Genomic DNA, 17118 nt, shown 5'->3' on the forward strand with positions numbered 1-17118 from the left:
GGGGGCTTCCCCGCCTACAGGAGTCCTGCATGTCGTCCTCTTCCACCATCACCCTCGGCAACGGCCCGCTGCGCTGGCAGGACCTGGTCGCGGTGGCGCGCCATGGCGCGCGCCTGCAACTGGCGCCGGCCGCCTGGGCGCGCATCGACAATGCCCGTGGCATCGTCGAACGCATCGTCAGCCGGGGCGAGCGCGCCTATGGCATCAACACCGGGCTCGGTGCTCTGTGCAACGTGGTGCTGCAGGGCGAGCAACTGGCGCAGCTGTCGCGCAACACCTTGCTCAGCCATGCCTGCGGCGTCGGCGAGCCGCTGCGGGACGAGCAGACCCGCGCAATTATTTGCGCGGCCATCACCAACTACAGCCACGGCAAGTCCGGCCTGCATCGCCGCGTGGTGGAAGCGCTGGTCGCGCTGCTCAACCACGGCATCACCCCGCGCGTGCCGTCGCAGGGTTCGGTCGGTTATCTGACCCACATGGCCCATGTCGGCGTTGCCCTGCTGGGCATCGGCGAAGTGAGTTATCGCGGCGAAGTCGTCCCGGCCTTCCAGGCGCTGGCCGCCGAAGGCCTGGAGCCGGTGCAGCTGGGCGCCAAGGACGGGCTCTGCCTGGTCAACGGCACACCCTGCATGACCGGCCTGAGCTGCCTCGCGCTGGACGACGCCACGCGCCTCGCACAATGGGCCGACGTCATCGGCGCCATGAGCTTCGAAGCCCTGCGCGGGCAGATCGACGCCTTCGATGCCGAGATCATCGCGCTCAAGCCGCATCCGGGCATGCAGAAAGTCGGCGCCAACCTGCGCGCCCTGCTCGAAGGCAGCGAAGTGATCGCCGCCAGCAAGGGCATCCGCACCCAGGACGCCCTGAGCATCCGTTCCATGCCGCAGATCCACGGCGCCTGCCGCGACCAGCTGGAGCACGTGGCGAAGCAGATCGAGACCGAACTCAATTCCGCCACCGACAACCCGCTGGTGCTGGGCACGCCGGATGATTACCGCGTGGTGTCGCAGGCCAACCCCCACGGCGAATCCGTGGCCATGGCCGCCGACCTGCTGGCGATTGCCGTGGCCGAGTTGGGCGGAGTGGCCGAGCGCCGCCTGGATCGCCTGGTCAATCCGCTGGTCAGTGGCCTGCCTGCCTTCCTGGTGAGCCAGCCGGGGGTCAACTCCGGAATGATGATTGCCCAGTACGTCGCCGCTTCCCTGGCCGGTGAGAACCGCCAGCTGGCGCAACCGGCGGTGCTGGACAACTTCGTCACCTCCGGCCTGCAGGAAGACCACCTGAGCCTGGGCACCAGCGCCGCGCTGAAGCTCGGCCGCGCCCTCGACAACAGCCGGCGCATCCTCGCCATCGAGTACCTGCTGGCCGCCCAGGCCTTCGAATTCCTCAAGCCGCAGCGTTTCGGCGCCGGCACCGACTGCGCCTGGAGCCTGTTGCGCGAGCAGGTGCCGGCCTACGACAGCGACCGCTGGCTGGCGCCGGATATCGACCGCACCACTGCGTTGCTGGCCGACCCGGCAGCGCTGGACAGCGTCGGCGCGAGTATCGGGAGATTGCAATGAAACACCTCTGGCAGCACTGCCACGCGGCGACCATGAAGAATGGTCGTTACGCCATCATCGAAGACGCCGCGATCATCACCGAGGGTGAACGCATCAGCTGGATCGGCCCGCGCGCCGAGCTGTCCGAGCGCCCCTTGCAGAGCACCGACCTGGGCGGCGCCTGGGTTACGCCCGGCTTCATCGACTGCCATACGCACCTGGTGTTCGGCGGTGACCGCAGCGGCGAGTTCGAGCAGCGTCTCAATGGCGTCAGCTATGCCGAGATCGCAGCGGCTGGCGGCGGCATCGCCAGCACCGTGCGCGCCACCCGCGAGGCCAGCGAGGAACAACTGCTGGCCAGCGCCATCAAGCGCGCCCGCCCGCTGCTGGCCGATGGCGTGACCGTAGTGGAAGTGAAGTCCGGCTACGGCCTGGACCTGGAGAGCGAACGGCGCATGCTGCGCGTGGCGCGCCGCCTGGAGCAGGAGCTGCCGGTGACGGTACGCACCACTTGCCTATCCGCCCACGCGTTGCCGCCGGAATACGCCGGGCGCGCCGGCGAGTACATCGATCAGGTCTGCAACCAGATTCTCCCGGCGCTGGCCGAGGAAGGGCTGGTCGACGCGGTGGACGCGTTCTGCGAACACCTGGCGTTCTCCCCAGCGCAGGTCGAGCGGGTATTCCAGGCCGCGAAGCGACTTGGCCTGCCGGTGAAGCTGCACGCCGAGCAGCTGTCCTCGCTGCACGGCTCCAGCCTTGCCGCGCGCTATGGCGCGCTGTCTGCCGACCACCTGGAGTTCATGGACGAAAGCGATGCCATCGCCATGGCCGAAGCCGGCACCGTGGCCGTGCTGCTGCCAGGTGCCTTCTTCGTCCTGCGCGAAACCCAGCTGCCGCCGATGGATGCCCTGCGCAAGCACGGCGTGAACATCGCCATCGCCAGCGACCTCAACCCCGGAACCTCGCCCGCGCTGTCGTTGCGGCTGATGCTGAACATGGCCTGCACCGCCTTCCGCCTGACTCCGGAAGAAGCCCTGGCCGGCGTGACGCTCAACGCCGCGCGCGCGCTGGGCATGGCCGACAGCCACGGCAGCCTGGAAGCGGGCAAGGTCGCCGACTTCATCGCCTGGGACATCCAGCGCCCTGCCGAACTGGCCTATTGGCTCGGCGGCGACCTGCCCAAGCGCGTCATTCGTCACGGCGAAGAGCTGTGAAACGCGACATTGACAGTGTTCTTGCAGGAGCGAGCTTGCTCGCGAACCCAGCTCCCCAGCGGGGCAGTTCGCGAGCAAGCTCGCTCCTACAGGACAGCCTTCGCCGGATACGGAGATAGCACCTCATGGATAACGTTCTCGAATTCAAGCGCGGCCGCGTGCCGTTGCTGATCAGCATGCCGCACCCCGGCATCCGCCTGACCCCCGCCGTGGAAGCCGGCCTGGTGGACGAGGCCCGCGAGCTGGCCGACACCGACTGGCACATTCCCCGGCTTTACGCCTTTGCCGAAGAGCTGGGCGCCAGCACGCTGGCCGCTGGCTACTCGCGCTACGTCATCGACCTCAACCGCCCGGCCGACGACAAGCCGCTGTACAGCACTGCCACCACCGGCCTCTACCCGGACACCCTGTTCGACGGCCGCCCGCTGTTCAAGGAAGGGCAGGCGCCCTCCACGGAAGAGCGCGCGCGTTACCTCAAGGAAGTCTGGACGCCGTATCACCAGACCCTGGCCGACGAGCTCGCACGGCTGAAGGCCGAGTTCGGCTACGCACTGCTGTGGGATGCCCACTCGATCGCCTCGGTCATCCCGCACCTGTTCGACGGCAAACTGCCGGATTTCAATATCGGCACCAACAGCGGCGCGAGCTGCGATGCTCAGCTGGCCGAGCGACTGGTCGCAGTGTGCGCCGAGGCTCCAGCCTATCGCCACATCCTCAACGGCCGCTTCAAGGGCGGCCATATCACCCGCCACTACGGCCAGCCGCAGGACAACGTGCACGCGGTGCAGCTCGAACTCGCGCAGTGCAACTACATGGATGAGCACGCGCCCTTCGGCTACCGCGAAGACCTCGCCGCGCCGACCGCCCAGGTGCTCCGGCGCATGCTGGAAACCTTCATCGCCTGGGGCCGCGAGCACTACGGCTGCTGAGTTTTACACAGCCTCCTGCCGCGCCGGGGCTTGTCGGCGCGGCGCCGCCGGACCACGCATCCCGGCGGCGCTTCCCCGTTGCGGCAGGGAGCTGTCTTTTATTCGATGTGATGTTGTGCCAGTTGCCCCTCGGCATGCCGCACCAGCATTTCCAGCAGCAGCGCCTGGGTGTGCGGAGGCGTCTCATCGGCGCGGGTCAGGGCGTAGAGCGTGACCTTCACCGGCGGCGACAGCGGGCGCAGTGCGGTGAGTCTTTCGTCCGCGCCCAGCGCGGTGAAGGGGTCGACCAGCGCCAATCCCGTGCCGGCTTCTACCAGCGTGCGCGCCAGCGCGTAGGTCTGTACTGAAATGCGCACGCGTGGCGGTGGTTCGACGTTCGCCAAGTGGCTTTCCAGACGCGCGGATAGCGGGTCGGAGGTGGACAGCCCGATCATCGGCTCGCCAGCCAGCTCGTCCAGCGTCAGCGCCTTGCCCAGACGATCGTCCGGCCAGTGGCCGCGCGGCGCCAGGGCGACCAGTGGGCCGCTGGCGATGACCTGCGAGCGCAGGCCGGGGTGGTCGGTCTGTTGCAGGGTCAGGGCAAGGTCGAGCTCGCGCATCAGCAGGTTCTGGATCAGCTCGCGGGAATGCTGGGTCGCCAGTTCGCAGCTGCTCTGCGGATAGCGGTCGGTCCATTCGCGGATCACCGGCGGCAGCAGCGACAGCGCCAGGGCCGGCGTGGCGCCCACGCGCAAGCGGTTCTCCGGCTGGCCGCGCAGGCTCTGCGCCAGGCGGCGCACGCCCTGCAGGCTTTCCGTCACCTTGGCAACTTCGCGCTCCAGCTCCAGCGCCTCGGGCGTTGCCTGCAGTTTGCCGCGCACGCGCAGGAACAGCGGGAAGCCCAGCTGCTGCTCGGCGTGCTGCAGCACCTTGGTCACTGCCGGCTGGGAGACGTGCAGCAACTGCGCGGCGCCGCTGACCGAGCCGGTCTCGCGGATGGCCTGGAACACTTCGATATGGCGCAGGCGCATGGGCGTCTCCCCCTGATGTGAACAACGTGCGCGTATAACCCGAGGTTATGGATTGCCCATGTTTATTCATTGTTCGCCGCCTGTCACCCGGCCCTAAGGTCGAGGCCTGGAATCGATTGGCAGTGAGACAGCAATGGCACAGCGGGTTTGCATCATCGGCGCGGGCGTGGTTGGGCTGGCCACGGCGCAGGCGCTGGTCCAGGAGGGCTTCGACGTCAGCGTGCTGGAAGCGCGGGATGCGGCCGGGCTGGAAACCAGCTTCGCCAACGGCGGCCAGCTGTCCTACCGCTATGTGGCGCCGCTGGCCGATGCCGGCGTACCGCAGCAGGCTCTGGGCTGGCTGCTGCGCGGCGACTCGCCGCTGCGCCTGCGCCCGCGTCTGGACCTGGCGCAGTGGCGCTGGCTGCTGGAATTCACGGCGGCCTGCCGACGCTCGGTGAACCAGGCCAATGCGCAACATTTGCTGCGCCTCGCGCTGTTCAGCCAGAGCACCCTGGCGCAGTGGCGGGAGGATGGGCTGGACGGCTTCGACTGGCGCCGCAACGGCAAGCTGGTGGCCTTCCGCAATGAAGGCAGCTTCCGCAGTGCGCGGCAGAGCCTGTCCGATCCTGCCGCGCAATTCGTGCTCTCGGCACAGCAATGCCGCGAGCTGGACCCGGCGCTGGCGCGTGCGCCCTTCATCGGTGGCATCCATACGCCGGACGAGGAGGTCGCCGACTGCTTCCTGTTCTGCCAGCGGCTGGCCGAGCGGCTCCAGGCGTCCGGCCGTTGCAGTCTCGTCTACGGGCATCCGGCATCGAGGCTGGTCCTGCGCCATGGCGCCGTGGCCGGCGTAGAGGCGGGCGGCCAGACGTTCGAAGCCGATCACGTCGTGCTTGCCGCCGGCTACCGCAGCGCCGCGCTGCTGCCGGGCGGCCCGCGCCTGCCGCTGTATCCGCTGAAGGGCTACAGCCTGACCGCGCCAATCCGCGTCGAGGACCACGTGCTGGAAGTGAGCCTCACCGACTACGACCGCAAGGTGGTCTATGCGCGCATCGGCGAGCGTCTGCGCATCGCTGCCATGGTCGATATCGTCGGCTTCGACCCGCGCCTGGAGCCCAAGCGGCTGGCGCTGATCCGCCAGCAGGCGGCGGGTACGCTTCCGGACGCCTGCGATTACGGCGCCGCCATCGAATGGGCCGGCATGCGTCCGGCCACGCCCACCGGCGTGCCGCTGGTGGGAGCCTGCGGGCCACGTGGCCTCTGGCTGAATCTCGGCCACGGCGCGCTGGGCTTCACCCTCGCCTGTGGCAGTGCGCAACTGATTGCCGCGCAGATCGCCGGGCGTCAGCCGGATATCGACACGACCGGCCTGACGCCCGCGCGGTTGGCCGGCTGATTCAATCGGATCTGGAGACTCACCATGCAACTCACACGCATCGCCACCAACGACCGCCTTTCCGGCGCTATGGTCTTCGGCTCGCTGGTGTTCCTCTCCGGGCAGGTGCCCGGGCAGGCCACCGACATCCAGGGCCAGACTCGCGAAGTGCTGGCGAAGATCGACGCGCTGCTGGCTGAAGCCGGCACCGGGAAGGCGAACATCCTCAGCGCGACCATCTACCTCAAGGACATCGCCGCCGATTTCGAGGCCATGAACGGCGTCTGGTGCGCCTGGCTGCCGGAAGGCTGCGCACCGACCCGCACCACGGTACAGGCGCTGCTGGCGCGCCCGCAGGTTCTGGTGGAAATCACGGTGATTGCCGCGCGGCCCTGAACCCCGACCCGACCCACAACAACAAGAAGGATCGCACCGATGAAACGATTTGCACTGGGAATGCTGGCGGCGTCCAGCCTGCTCTGTGCGCTGGCGCAGGCCAACGAAGCACTGGACGGCACACTGAAGAAAGTGGCCGAGCGCGGCACGATAACCCTGGGTTATCGCGACGCCTCGGTGCCGTTCTCCTACCTGGGCGACAACAGTGGCCAGCCCATGGGCTACTCGGTGGACCTGGCCGGCAAGGTGGTCGAACGCATCAGGCAGAAGCTCGACAAGCCCGATCTCAAGGTGAAATACAACCTGGTGACCTCGCAGACGCGCATTCCGCTGGTGCAGAACGGCACCGTGGACCTGGAATGCGGTTCCACCGGCGTCACCGCCGAGCGCATGAAGCAGGTCGCCTTCTCCTACGGCTTCATTTACGTCAAAGGCCAGTTGCTGACCGCCAGGGACAGCGGCATCCAGGACTTCGCCGACCTCAAGGGCAAGAACGTGGTGACCACCGCCGGCACCACCAACGAGCGCTACCTCAAGGCCTACAACGCCGAGCACAAGCTGGGCATGAACGTGGTCAGCGCCAAGGACCACGGCGAGGCCTTCCTCATGCTGCAGTCGGGCCGCGCGGTGGCCTTCTACATGGACGATGCGCTGCTCTACGGCGAAAAGGCCAAGGCCCGCGACCCGCACCAGTGGGTGGTGGTGGGCGAGCCGCAATCGCGGGAAATCTACGCCTGCATGGTGCGCAAGGACGATCCGCAGTTCCTCGCCCTGGTCAACCAGACGCTGGCCGAGCTGTATTCCTCCGGCGAGATCAAGGGCATCTACCAGCGCTGGTTCGAGCAGCCGATCCCGCCGAAGAACCTCAACCTGGAATTCCCCATGACTGCCGAGCTGCAGGCGATCATCGCCAGGCCCACCAGCGAACCGGTGCAGTAACGCCGCTAGCGTTGCAGGCCGAGGTGGCGGATCAGTGGCTGCGCCTCGGCCAGGCGTTCCCAGACGTCGTCGAGCAATTCGGCGGGGTAGTAGGAGGGTAGGCGCGGCAGCTCGCGGCGCGGCACCCAGGCGACCTCGCGGATATCGAACTCGTCGCCGCCCAGGCCGCGCAGGTTGTCCAGGCTGACCCGGCCGTCCCAGGCGTCGACGCGATAGAACAGTTCCATGTGGAAGCGCCCGGCCAGCGGCTCGGCGAACTCGCGCACGTAGACCAGTGGCCCGACTTCCACGGCCAGCCCGGTTTCCTCCCGGCACTCGCGGCGCACGGTGTCGCGGGTGGATTCGTCCTTGTCCGACTCGAAGCCGCCGCCCGGCGGGATCCAGTACTCATCGCCGGCGACTGCATGACGCACCAGCAGGATTTCGTCGTTGCGTAGCAGCAGCCCGGCAGCGCGGATGCGGTGTTGCAGGGGGGACGTCATTGCCAGTCGAGCCTCGCCAGTTTCCAGTCGGTGCCGTCGCGCCACCATTCCAGCTTCACGGAGTAATGCCCGGCGCTGTCGGGGATGAAGTTCTCGGCGCCAGTGAGGGCCACCTGCGCGTCAGTGTGGCCGCGATTGGCGTAGGTCGGGTCGAGCCTGCTTTCGCTGCTGAGCAGGATCACCTTGACCTGCTGGTGGCGCAGGAACATCAGCGTCATGGTGCGCCTGGCCCAGTCGCGATCGAATTCGCCGTTGGCGCGGAAGTCGCCGGCCAACTGATCGATCACGGCCCCGCTATTCTTCGCTTCGAGGTTGTCCTGCAGTTGCTTGACCGCGGCATCCAGCTGCGCGCGCGGATCGTCCCGGTCGCAGCCGGTCAAGGCGAACAGCAGCAGGAATAGAGAAAGAAACAACTTCCGTGGCATGGCTCACTAACTCCCTTATGGGTTTTTCGCTGGCCCGAGTATCATGCCCGACACCGTGGGGGCCGAAGACTTTCGATGGAAGTCGTGCCGCGACAACGCGACTTTCTATAAGTAGGCGACAGGCCCTAGGATGGTTACTGGTCCGGGAGCGACCGTACGCACTGATCCAGGAGCGAGCCATGCAAACTTTGTATCCGGAAATCAAGCCTTACGCGCGCCATGAACTGGCCGTCGAAGCGCCGCACGTCCTCTATGTGGACGAGAGTGGCACGCCCGACGGACTGCCGGTTCTGTTCATCCATGGTGGCCCGGGCTCCGGTTGTGATGCCATGTCGCGGCGCTTCTTCGATCCCAACCTCTACCGCATCGTCACCTTCGACCAGCGTGGTTGCGGCCGCTCCACGCCCTACGCGAGCCTGGAGAACAACACCACCTGGCACCTGGTGCAGGACATCGAGCGAATCCGTGAGCACCTGGGCATCGACAAGTGGGTGCTGTTCGGTGGCTCCTGGGGCTCGACCCTGTCGCTGGCCTATGCCCAGGCCCATCCCGAGCGCGTGCTGGCGCTGATCGTGCGCGGCATCTTCCTCTGTCGTCCGCAGGAAATCCGCTGGTTCTACCAGGAAGGCGCGAGCCGCCTGTTCCCCGATTACTGGGAAGACTACCTGGCGCCGATTCCTGCCGACGAGCACGGCGACCTGCTGAACGCCTTCCATCGCCGCCTGACCGGTCCGGACCAGATTGCCCAGATGCACGCGGCTCGTGCCTGGTCCACCTGGGAAGGGCGCACCGCTACGCTGCGACCGAACCCGGCAGTGGTCGAGCGCTTTGCCGATCCGCACCGTTCGTTATCCATCGCCCGCATCGAGAACCACTACTTCGTCAACAATGGCTTCCTGGAGCCCGACCAGTTGCTGCGCGACATGCACAAGATCGCCCACCTGCCGGGCGTGATCGTGCATGGCCGCTATGACGTGGTCTGCCCGCTGGACAACGCCTGGGCGCTGCACAAGGCCTGGCCCAACAGCGAACTGCAGATCGTCCGCGATGCCGGCCATGTGGCCGGCGAGCCGGGCATCACCGATGCGCTGGTGCGAGCCACCAACGAGATCGGCCGCCGCCTGCTGAACCTGCCGCCGGAGGCCGAATGAAGGGGCTGATCCAGCGGGTGCGCGGTGCCCGCGTCGAGGTCGACGGCGAAATCGTCGGCGCCATCGACCATGGGCTGCTGGCCCTGGTGGGGGTTGAACCCCAGGATGATGAGGCTTCCGTGAACCGTTTGTTGCACAAGCTGCTTAACTATCGAGTGTTTGGCGACGATGAAGGTAAAATGAACCTTTCATTGAGCGATGTCGGCGGCGGCCTGCTGCTGGTCTCGCAGTTCACCCTGGCCGCAGATACCCGAAAGGGGCTGCGACCGAGCTTTTCCAGCGCGGCGTCACCTGAAAAGGGCGCCGCGTTGTTCGATCTACTCGTGGAACAGGCGCGAGAGCGTCATCCGCTGGTCGCCACTGGCCGTTTTGGCGCCAACATGCAGGTCCACCTGGTCAATGACGGCCCGGTGACCTTTCTACTGGAGGCTTGAACGCGCGGCAGCTTGTCATATCGCCGTGGGATGATGGTTAGGGCTTATGCACTTAGAACAATGCGCCTCCGGGAGCCGGAAGTACCCGTGGAAAAAATCGGGGAATCATTCAGGCTCACCGGGGTCGGAATTCAATCGCCGGCAATTTGGCATCGCCTTTGCTGGCTTTAATCGTTTTGTGTTCACGGACGAGGGGGACTCGTGATTTTCCGTTCCGTTCAACAACCGCTTTCGCGCCACATCCTTCGCGGACTGGTCGGCTCCGCCCTGTTGGCGTTGAGCGCTACCCATGCCTGGGCCTTCAATCTCGACGACGTTGGCGAACAGGCCAAGGCGCTGGCAGCTGAGAAGTACAGCGCACCGACGAGCAACCTGCCATCGGAATTCAGCGAAATGAAGTTCGCCGATTACCAGCAGATCCGCTTCCGTAACGAGAAGGCTTACTGGGCCGACGAGAAAACCCCCTTCAAGATCAGCTTCTATCACCAGGGCATGCACTTCGACACCCCGGTGAAGATCAATGAAGTCACGGCGACCGACGTCAAGGAGATCAAGTACGATCCCTCTCGTTTCGACTTCGGTTCCCTGAAGTTCGACGCCAATGCCACCAAGGATCTGGGCTACGCCGGCTTCCGCCTGCTGTACCCGATCAACTCGCCCGACAAGCAGGACGAGATCGCCACCTTCCTGGGCGCGAGCTATTTCCGCATCATCGGCAAGGACCAGTGGTGGGGCCTGTCCGCCCGCGGCCTGGCGCTGGACACCGCGCTGCCGTCGGGTGAGGAGTTCCCGCGCTTCCGCGAGTTCTGGATCGAGAAGCCCAAGCCCAAGGACAAGCACCTGGTGATCTTCGCGCTGCTGGACTCGCCCCGTGCGACCGGCGCGTACCGCTTCACCATTCGCCCGGGCAACGACACCGTGGTCGATGTGAAGGCCCGCGTGTTCCTGCGCGACAAGGTGAGCAAGCTGGGCTTGGCGCCGCTGACCAGCATGTTCCTGTTCGGCTCCAACCAGCCGTCGGCGGAGCACAACTTCCGTCCGGAGCTGCATGATTCCACCGGCCTGCAGATCCATGCCGGCAACGACGAGTGGATCTGGCGCCCGCTGAACAACCCGAAACACCTGTCCGTCAGCGCCTACAGCGTCGAGAACCCGAAAGGCTTCGGCCTGCTGCAGCGTGGCCGCGAGTTCTCCCGCTACGAAGACCTGGACGATCGCTACGATCTGCGTCCGTCCGCCTGGGTCGAGCCGCAGGGTGACTGGGGCAAGGGCACCATCGAGCTGGTGGAGATCCCCACGCCGGACGAGACCAACGACAATATCGTGGCCTTCTGGAACCCCGAGAAGCGCCCGGAAGCCGGTGAGCCGCTGGACTTCGCCTACCGCATGCGCTGGACCAAGGACGAGGAAGCCCTGCACGACGCCAAGAACGCCTGGGTCATGCAGACCCTGCGCTCGGTCGGCGACGTCAAGCAGAAGAACCTGATCCGCCAGCCTGACGGCAGCGTGGCACTGGTCGTCGATTTCGTCGGCCCGACCCTGAAGGCTCTGGCCGGCGATGCCCCGGTAAGCACCCAGGTAAGCACCGACGACAACGCTGAAGTGAAGGAAAACAGCCTGCGCTACAACGCGGTGACCAAGGGCTGGCGCCTGACCCTGCGGATCAAGGTCAAGGATCCGAAGAAGCCGACGGAAATGCGTGCTGCGCTGGTAAACGGCGGTCAGACCATCTCCGAAACCTGGAGCTACCAGCTGCCTGCCGATGAATAACTCCACCGCTACCACCGCGCCGGTGGCCGACTACCTCGCGCACCTGCCCCTTTCGGCGCAGGAGCGCGAGAAGCTGGCCCAGGTCGGTTCCTTCAGCGAGCTGCACGAGCAGCTCGCTGGCGATGTCCAGGGTGACGACGCTGCGCTGGCTTCGGTCGGTGCGCGGCTGCGCCACGGCTACGGCCAGGACCTCGACGACGCCCAGATGCTGGGCATGGACGACAACGGCCGTACCTACCTCAAGGCCGCGCCGCCGATCCAGCGCACCAAGGTGATTCCCGAACCCTGGCGCACCAACCCGATCATGCGCGGCTGGCGCCGCCTGACCGGTCGCAGCAACCCCGCCAAGCCTGCCCGCGACCTGCCCAAGGCGCGCTGGCAGCGGGTCGGCTCGTTGCGTCGATTCATCCTGGTCCTGCTCATGCTCGGCCAGACCACCGTCGCCACCTACTACATGAAAGGCATCCTGCCCTACCAGGGCTGGGCCTTCGTCGACCTCGAAGAGATCAACCGCCAGACCTGGCTGCAGACCCTGGAGCAGGTACTGCCCTACGCCATCCAGTTCGGCGTGCTGGCGCTGTTCGCCATCCTTTTCTGTTGGGTGTCGGCGGGTTTCTGGACCGCCCTGATGGGCTTCTGGGAACTGCTCACCGGCCGCGACCGCTATCGCATCTCCGGCAGTAGCGCCGGCAGCGAGCCGATCGCCGCCGATGCGCGCACCGCCATCGTCATGCCGATCTGCAACGAGGATGTGCCGCGCGTGTTTGCCGGCCTGCGGGCGACCTATGAGTCGGTCGAGGCCAGTGGCGAACTGGATCGCTTCGACTTCTTCGTGCTCAGCGACACCAACCAGCCCGATATCGCCATGGCCGAAGAAAAGGCCTGGATCGAGCTGTGCAAGGAAGCCCTGGGCTTCGGTCGCATCTTCTACCGCCGGCGTCGGCGCCGGGTGAAGCGCAAGAGCGGCAACATCGACGACTTCTGCCGTCGCTGGGGCGGCCAGTACAAATACATGGTCGTCATGGACGCCGACAGCGTGATGAGCGGCGACTGCCTGACCAAGCTGGTGCGCCTGATGGAGGCCAACCCCGAGGCCGGCATCATCCAGACCGCGCCCAAGGCGTCGGGCATGGACACCCTCTATGCGCGCATGCAGCAGTTCGCTACCCGCGTCTACGGCCCGCTGTTCACCGCCGGCCTGCACTTCTGGCAGCTGGGCGAATCCCACTACTGGGGCCACAACGCGATCATCCGGGTGAAACCCTTCATCGAGCACTGCGCCCTGGCGCCATTGCCGGGCAAGGGTTCCTTCGCCGGCGCGATCCTCTCCCACGACTTCGTCGAAGCCGCGCTGATGCGCCGCGCCGGCTGGGGCGTGTGGATCGCCTACGACCTGGAAGGCAGCTACGAGGAATTGCCGCCCAACCTGCTGGACGAGCTCAAGCGCGACCGTCGCTGGTGCCACGGCAACCTGATGAACTTCCGCCTGTTCCTGGTCAAGGGCATGCACCCGGTGCATCGCGCGGTGTTCCTCACCGGCGTGATGTCCTACCTGTCGGCGCCGTTGTGGTTCTTCTTCCTGGTGCTGTCCACCGCGCTGCTGGCAGTGCATCAGTTGATGGAGCCGCAGTACTTCCTGGAACCGCGCCAGCTGTTCCCGATATGGCCGCAGTGGCACCCGGAAAAGGCCATCGCGCTGTTCTCCACCACCCTGACCCTGCTGTTCCTGCCCAAACTGCTCAGCGTCATGCTGATCTGGGCCAAGGGCGCCAAGGGCTACGGCGGCGTGATCAAGGTGACCCTGAGCATGCTCCTGGAGATGTTCTTCTCCGTGCTGCTCGCGCCAGTGCGCATGCTCTTCCACACCCGCTTCGTGCTGGCCGCGTTCCTCGGCTGGGAAGCTCAGTGGAAGTCGCCGCAGCGTGACGATGATGACACCCCGTGGAGCGAGGCGATCCGTCGCCACGGCCTGCAGACCCTGCTGGGCCTGTGCTGGGCGCTGCTGGTGGCATGGCTGAACCCGCGTTTCCTGTGGTGGCTGTCGCCGATCGTTGGCGCGCTGATGCTGTCGATCCCGGTCTCGGTGATCAGCAGCCGGGTCAAGCTGGGCCTGGCCTCGCGCGACGAGAAGCTGTTCCTCATCCCCGAGGAATACGATACCCCGCGTGAGCTGCGCGCCACTGACGAGTACACCTACCAGAACCGCTGGCAGGCACTGAAGGACGGCTTCGTCCGTTCCGCTGTCGACCCGGTGCTGAACGCCCTGGCCTGCGCCATGGGTACTGCCCGCCATGGCCAGTCCGCCGCCATCGAATCGACCCGCGCCGCGCTGGTCGAGAAGGCGCTGGAAGCCGGTCCCGAGCAGCTTGACGGCAACCGCCGGCTGGCACTGCTGAGCGATCCGGTGGCGCTGTCGCGCCTGCACCTGGCGCTCTGGCAGGGGGACAAGGAACAGTGGATCGGCCCCTGGCGGCAATCGCTGAAAGCCGATGCCCATGCCCCGGCCGTCCCTCTGGCTCCGGTTGCGGAGCAGGGCGCCATGGCATTGCCCGCCGCGCAATCCTGAGCGCACGCCGCCCCCGTCCCGCCCGGGACGGGGGCGACCTGCCGGTTTCCGCTGTTTTCCCCGCGCACCGCTGCTGGTACCCTTCGCCAGCTATCCAGAAAAGATTGAGATATCCGGCGCATGGGGTACGCTTCGCACCCTTCTGCGCAAGGCCTGCTGTTGCGCGCCCGGTTCGATCGCTGGAAAAAACAACAAGTTCTTTCACTTGCTTGGGAGTATGGGGATGAAAAAGTACCTGGCATCGCTGGTGATGGGCGTCTGCGCCCTGGTCAGCGTGAGCGCGGCTCAGGCCGGCGCCATCGATGAAGCGGCCAAGCGCGGTACCCTGCGCGTGGGCATGGACCCGACCTACATGCCGTTCGAGATGACCAACAAGCGCGGTCAGATCGTCGGCTTCGAAGTGGACCTGCTCAAGGCCATGGCCAAGTCCATGAACGTCAAGCTGGAGCTGGTTTCCACCGCCTATGACGGCATCATCCCGGCCCTGCTCACCGACAAGTTCGACATGATCGGCTCGGGCATGACCCTGACCCAGGAACGCAACCTGCGCCTGAACTTCTCCGATCCGTTCATCGTGGTTGGCCAGACCCTGCTGATCCGCCAGGAACTGCAAGGCGAGATCAAGTCCTACAAGGACCTGAACGACGCCAAGTACCGCATCACCTCGAAGATCGGCACCACCGGCGAATTCGTCGCCAAGAAGCAGCTGTCCAAGGCGCAGTACCACGGCTTCGACAACGAGCCGGAAGCGGTCATGGACGTGGTCAACGGCAAGGCCGACGCCTTCATCTACGACTCGCCGTACAACGTCGTTGCCGTCGGCAAGTTCGGCGCCGGCAAGCTGGTGCACCTGGACCAGCCGTTCACCTACGAGCCGCTGGCCTTCGGCCTGAAGAAGGGCGACTACGACTCGATCAACTTCATCAACAACTTCCTCAAGCAGATTCGTGAAGACGGCACCTACGATCGTCTGCACGACAAGTGGTTCAAGAGCACCGACTGGCTCAAGGACATGGAATAATCCACGCCTGACGCTGGTTGACCCGACGCGCAGGCCCCCGGCCTGCGCGTTCGCATTTTCACGGTAGAGATTCGTGGCTAGAACGAAACGCGCAACCTGGCCCTGGCACGGGCTGACCGGACTGATCCTGCTGTTGATCGGCCTGGCCATCTGGTACTCCACTTCGCTGATCTCCTACGAGTGGCGCTGGAACCGCGTCCCGCAGTACTTCGCCTACCAGGCTGAAGAACCGCTGCGTGCGGACAGCATCTCGCGGGTGGAGAAGATCGAGCCGCAGGGCAGCGATGCCCGCGTCACGCTGGTGGACGAGGATGGCAAGCAACAGGTGCTGACCGTTGCGGCGGACAGCCTGCAGTTCTCCGAAAACGACGACGTCGCCGAGGGTGATGTAGTTGGCGCGACCCGCCACTGGGCCGCCGGCCCGCTCGCCTGGGGCTTGTGGACCACTCTGTGGATCTCCTTCGTTTCCGGCGCGTTCGGCCTGTTCATCGGCCTGTTCACCGGTCTCTGCCGCCTGTCGAAGAACCCGACCCTGCACGACCTCTCGACCCTCTACGTCGAGCTGGTGCGCGGTACGCCGCTGCTGGTGCAGATCTTCATCTTCTACTTCTTCATCGGCACCGTGCTGAACCTCTCCCGCGAGTTCGCTGGCGTGGCGGCGCTGGCGCTGTTCACCGGCGCGTATGTGGCCGAAATCGTCCGTGCCGGCGTGCAGTCCATCGCCCGTGGCCAGGACGAGGCGGCGCGCTCCCTGGGCCTGAACGCCGCGCAGTCGATGCGCCACGTGATCCTGCCGCAGGCCTTCAAGCGCGTGCTGCCGCCGTTGGCGGGGCAGTTCATCAGCCTGGTGAAAGACACTTCCCTGGTCTCGGTGATCGCCATCACCGAACTGACCAAGAGCGGCCGCGAGGCGATCACCACCTCGTTCTCCACCTTTGAGATCTGGTTCTGCGTCGCCGCCCTCTACCTCGTGATCAACCTGCCGCTGTCGCATCTGGCGGGGCGCCTGGAGCGGAGGCTCGGCCAAAGTGATTGAAGTGCGTAACCTGACCAAGGTCTTCGATACCCGCGGGCAAGTCGTGCGTGCGGTGGATGATGTCACCACCGGTGTGGCCAAGGGTGAAGTGGTGGTGGTGATCGGCCCGTCCGGCTCGGGCAAGTCCACCTTCCTGCGTTGCCTGAATGGCCTGGAGGAGTTCGACTCCGGCTCGGTGAGCATCGACGGCCTCGACCTCGCCAACCCGAAGACCGACGTCAACGCCTACCGCCGCGAAGTCGGCATGGTGTTCCAGCATTTCAACCTGTTCCCGCACATGACCGTGCTGGAAAACCTCTGCCTGGCGCAGAAAGTCGTGCGCAAACGAGGCAAGGCGGAGCGCGAGGCCAAGGCCAGGGCGCTGCTGGATAAGGTCGGCATCGGCCAGAAGGCCAACGAATACCCGTCGCGTCTCTCCGGCGGCCAGCAGCAGCGCGTGGCCATTGCCCGTGCCCTGTGCATGGACCCGAAGGTGATGCTGTTCGACGAACCGACCTCGGCGCTCGACCCGGAAATGGTCGGCGAGGTGCTGGACGTGATGAAGACCCTGGCCGTGGAAGGCATGACCATGGTCTGCGTGACCCACGAGATGGGCTTCGCCCGCGAAGTGGCGGACCGCGTGCTGTTCTTCGATCACGGCAAGCTGCTGGAGGATGCCGCGCCAGCGGAGTTCTTCGCCCAGCCGAAGGATGCGCGCGCGCAGAGCTTCCTGCGGCAGGTGCTGTGAGGTTTTCGCTGTCGTGAAAGAGCCGCCTTCGGGCGGCTTTTTTGTGTCCGACGTGAGCGAGGGATGGCTCTTGTAGGAGCGGACTCTGTCCGCGATGGCATTCGGCGCGATGCGGACCTA

At 65.8% G+C, this 17118-nt stretch carries 15 protein-coding genes and 1 pseudogene; 13 read left to right on the forward strand and 3 right to left on the reverse strand.

What is annotated here, in order from left to right:
* Nucleotides 1-29: 29 nt before the first annotated feature.
* From hutH to hutG, 3 genes are all read left to right on the forward strand, one after another.
* On the forward strand, nucleotides 30-1562 hold the full coding sequence (hutH, locus tag N5C91_RS01485; protein WP_236199127.1) for a histidine ammonia-lyase: 1533 nt from the start codon (nucleotides 30-32) through the stop codon (nucleotides 1560-1562).
* Nucleotides 1559-2755, forward strand: coding sequence for an imidazolonepropionase (gene hutI / locus N5C91_RS01490; RefSeq protein WP_236199126.1), 1197 nt, complete (start codon nucleotides 1559-1561; stop codon nucleotides 2753-2755). The genes hutH and hutI overlap by 4 nt, the downstream gene beginning before the upstream one ends.
* 125 nt (nucleotides 2756-2880) lie before the next feature.
* Nucleotides 2881-3684, forward strand: coding sequence for an N-formylglutamate deformylase (gene hutG / locus N5C91_RS01495; protein ID WP_279827230.1), 804 nt, complete (start codon nucleotides 2881-2883; stop codon nucleotides 3682-3684).
* 98 nt (nucleotides 3685-3782) lie between these two features.
* On the opposite strand, the pseudogene N5C91_RS01500 reads toward hutG, so the two are convergent.
* Nucleotides 3783-4764: pseudogene (locus tag N5C91_RS01500) on the reverse strand (LysR substrate-binding domain-containing protein).
* Between the two features lie 63 nt (nucleotides 4765-4827).
* On the opposite strand from N5C91_RS01500, the gene N5C91_RS01505 reads away from it, so the two are divergent.
* From N5C91_RS01505 to N5C91_RS01515, 3 genes are read left to right on the forward strand one after another with little or no spacing between them, the layout of a single operon-like run.
* Nucleotides 4828-6072 carry a D-amino acid dehydrogenase gene (locus N5C91_RS01505; protein ID WP_279827233.1) on the forward strand — a complete coding sequence of 415 codons (1245 nt, stop codon included), beginning with the start codon at nucleotides 4828-4830 and terminating at the stop codon, nucleotides 6070-6072.
* A gap of 24 nt (nucleotides 6073-6096) precedes the next feature.
* Complete coding sequence (locus N5C91_RS01510; RefSeq protein ID WP_279827236.1) at nucleotides 6097-6447, forward strand: RidA family protein; 351 nt, start codon at nucleotides 6097-6099, stop codon at nucleotides 6445-6447.
* A gap of 39 nt (nucleotides 6448-6486) precedes the next feature.
* Complete coding sequence (locus N5C91_RS01515; RefSeq protein WP_279827239.1) at nucleotides 6487-7386, forward strand: transporter substrate-binding domain-containing protein; 900 nt, start codon at nucleotides 6487-6489, stop codon at nucleotides 7384-7386.
* A gap of 5 nt (nucleotides 7387-7391) precedes the next feature.
* Here N5C91_RS01515 and N5C91_RS01520 read toward each other — a convergent pair whose 3' ends face one another.
* Together N5C91_RS01520 and N5C91_RS01525 are read right to left on the reverse strand one after the other, a co-directional pair.
* Complete coding sequence (locus N5C91_RS01520) at nucleotides 7392-7868, reverse strand: NUDIX domain-containing protein (protein ID WP_279827241.1); 477 nt, start codon at nucleotides 7866-7868, stop codon at nucleotides 7392-7394.
* Nucleotides 7865-8293 (reverse strand): hypothetical protein, encoded by a 429-nt coding sequence (locus N5C91_RS01525; protein ID WP_279827242.1) that lies wholly within the window; start codon nucleotides 8291-8293, stop codon nucleotides 7865-7867. Before N5C91_RS01525 ends, N5C91_RS01520 begins: the two co-directional genes overlap by 4 nt.
* Nucleotides 8294-8472: 179 nt before the next feature.
* Here N5C91_RS01525 and pip point away from each other — a divergent pair, with 179 nt between their 5' ends.
* From pip to N5C91_RS01560, 7 genes are all read left to right on the forward strand, one after another.
* Nucleotides 8473-9444: a prolyl aminopeptidase gene (gene pip, locus N5C91_RS01530; RefSeq protein ID WP_236171176.1), complete on the forward strand. Its 972-nt coding sequence runs from the start codon at nucleotides 8473-8475 to the stop codon at nucleotides 9442-9444.
* Nucleotides 9441-9878: a D-aminoacyl-tRNA deacylase gene (gene dtd / locus N5C91_RS01535; protein ID WP_279827247.1), complete on the forward strand. Its 438-nt coding sequence runs from the start codon at nucleotides 9441-9443 to the stop codon at nucleotides 9876-9878. Before pip ends, dtd begins: the two co-directional genes overlap by 4 nt.
* A gap of 240 nt (nucleotides 9879-10118) precedes the next feature.
* A complete protein-coding gene (locus N5C91_RS01540) occupies nucleotides 10119-11648 on the forward strand; it encodes a glucan biosynthesis protein G (RefSeq protein ID WP_236171435.1) in 1530 nt (509 codons plus the stop codon).
* Nucleotides 11641-14214 carry a glucans biosynthesis glucosyltransferase MdoH gene (gene mdoH, locus N5C91_RS01545; protein ID WP_279827249.1) on the forward strand — a complete coding sequence of 858 codons (2574 nt, stop codon included), beginning with the start codon at nucleotides 11641-11643 and terminating at the stop codon, nucleotides 14212-14214. Before N5C91_RS01540 ends, mdoH begins: the two co-directional genes overlap by 8 nt.
* A 223-nt stretch (nucleotides 14215-14437) precedes the next feature.
* Nucleotides 14438-15235, forward strand: coding sequence for a transporter substrate-binding domain-containing protein (locus N5C91_RS01550; RefSeq protein ID WP_054910848.1), 798 nt, complete (start codon nucleotides 14438-14440; stop codon nucleotides 15233-15235).
* A 73-nt stretch (nucleotides 15236-15308) separates the two neighbouring features.
* Nucleotides 15309-16271 carry an amino acid ABC transporter permease gene (locus tag N5C91_RS01555; RefSeq protein WP_169935888.1) on the forward strand — a complete coding sequence of 321 codons (963 nt, stop codon included), beginning with the start codon at nucleotides 15309-15311 and terminating at the stop codon, nucleotides 16269-16271.
* Nucleotides 16264-16998: an amino acid ABC transporter ATP-binding protein gene (locus N5C91_RS01560; RefSeq protein ID WP_233297439.1), complete on the forward strand. Its 735-nt coding sequence runs from the start codon at nucleotides 16264-16266 to the stop codon at nucleotides 16996-16998. The genes N5C91_RS01555 and N5C91_RS01560 overlap by 8 nt, the downstream gene beginning before the upstream one ends.
* The last annotated feature ends 120 nt before the right edge of the window (nucleotides 16999-17118 follow it).

The sequence above is a fragment of the Pseudomonas sp. GD03903 genome, assembly GCF_029840045.1.
In the GTDB taxonomy this organism is placed as follows: domain Bacteria; phylum Pseudomonadota; class Gammaproteobacteria; order Pseudomonadales; family Pseudomonadaceae; genus Pseudomonas; species Pseudomonas pseudonitroreducens.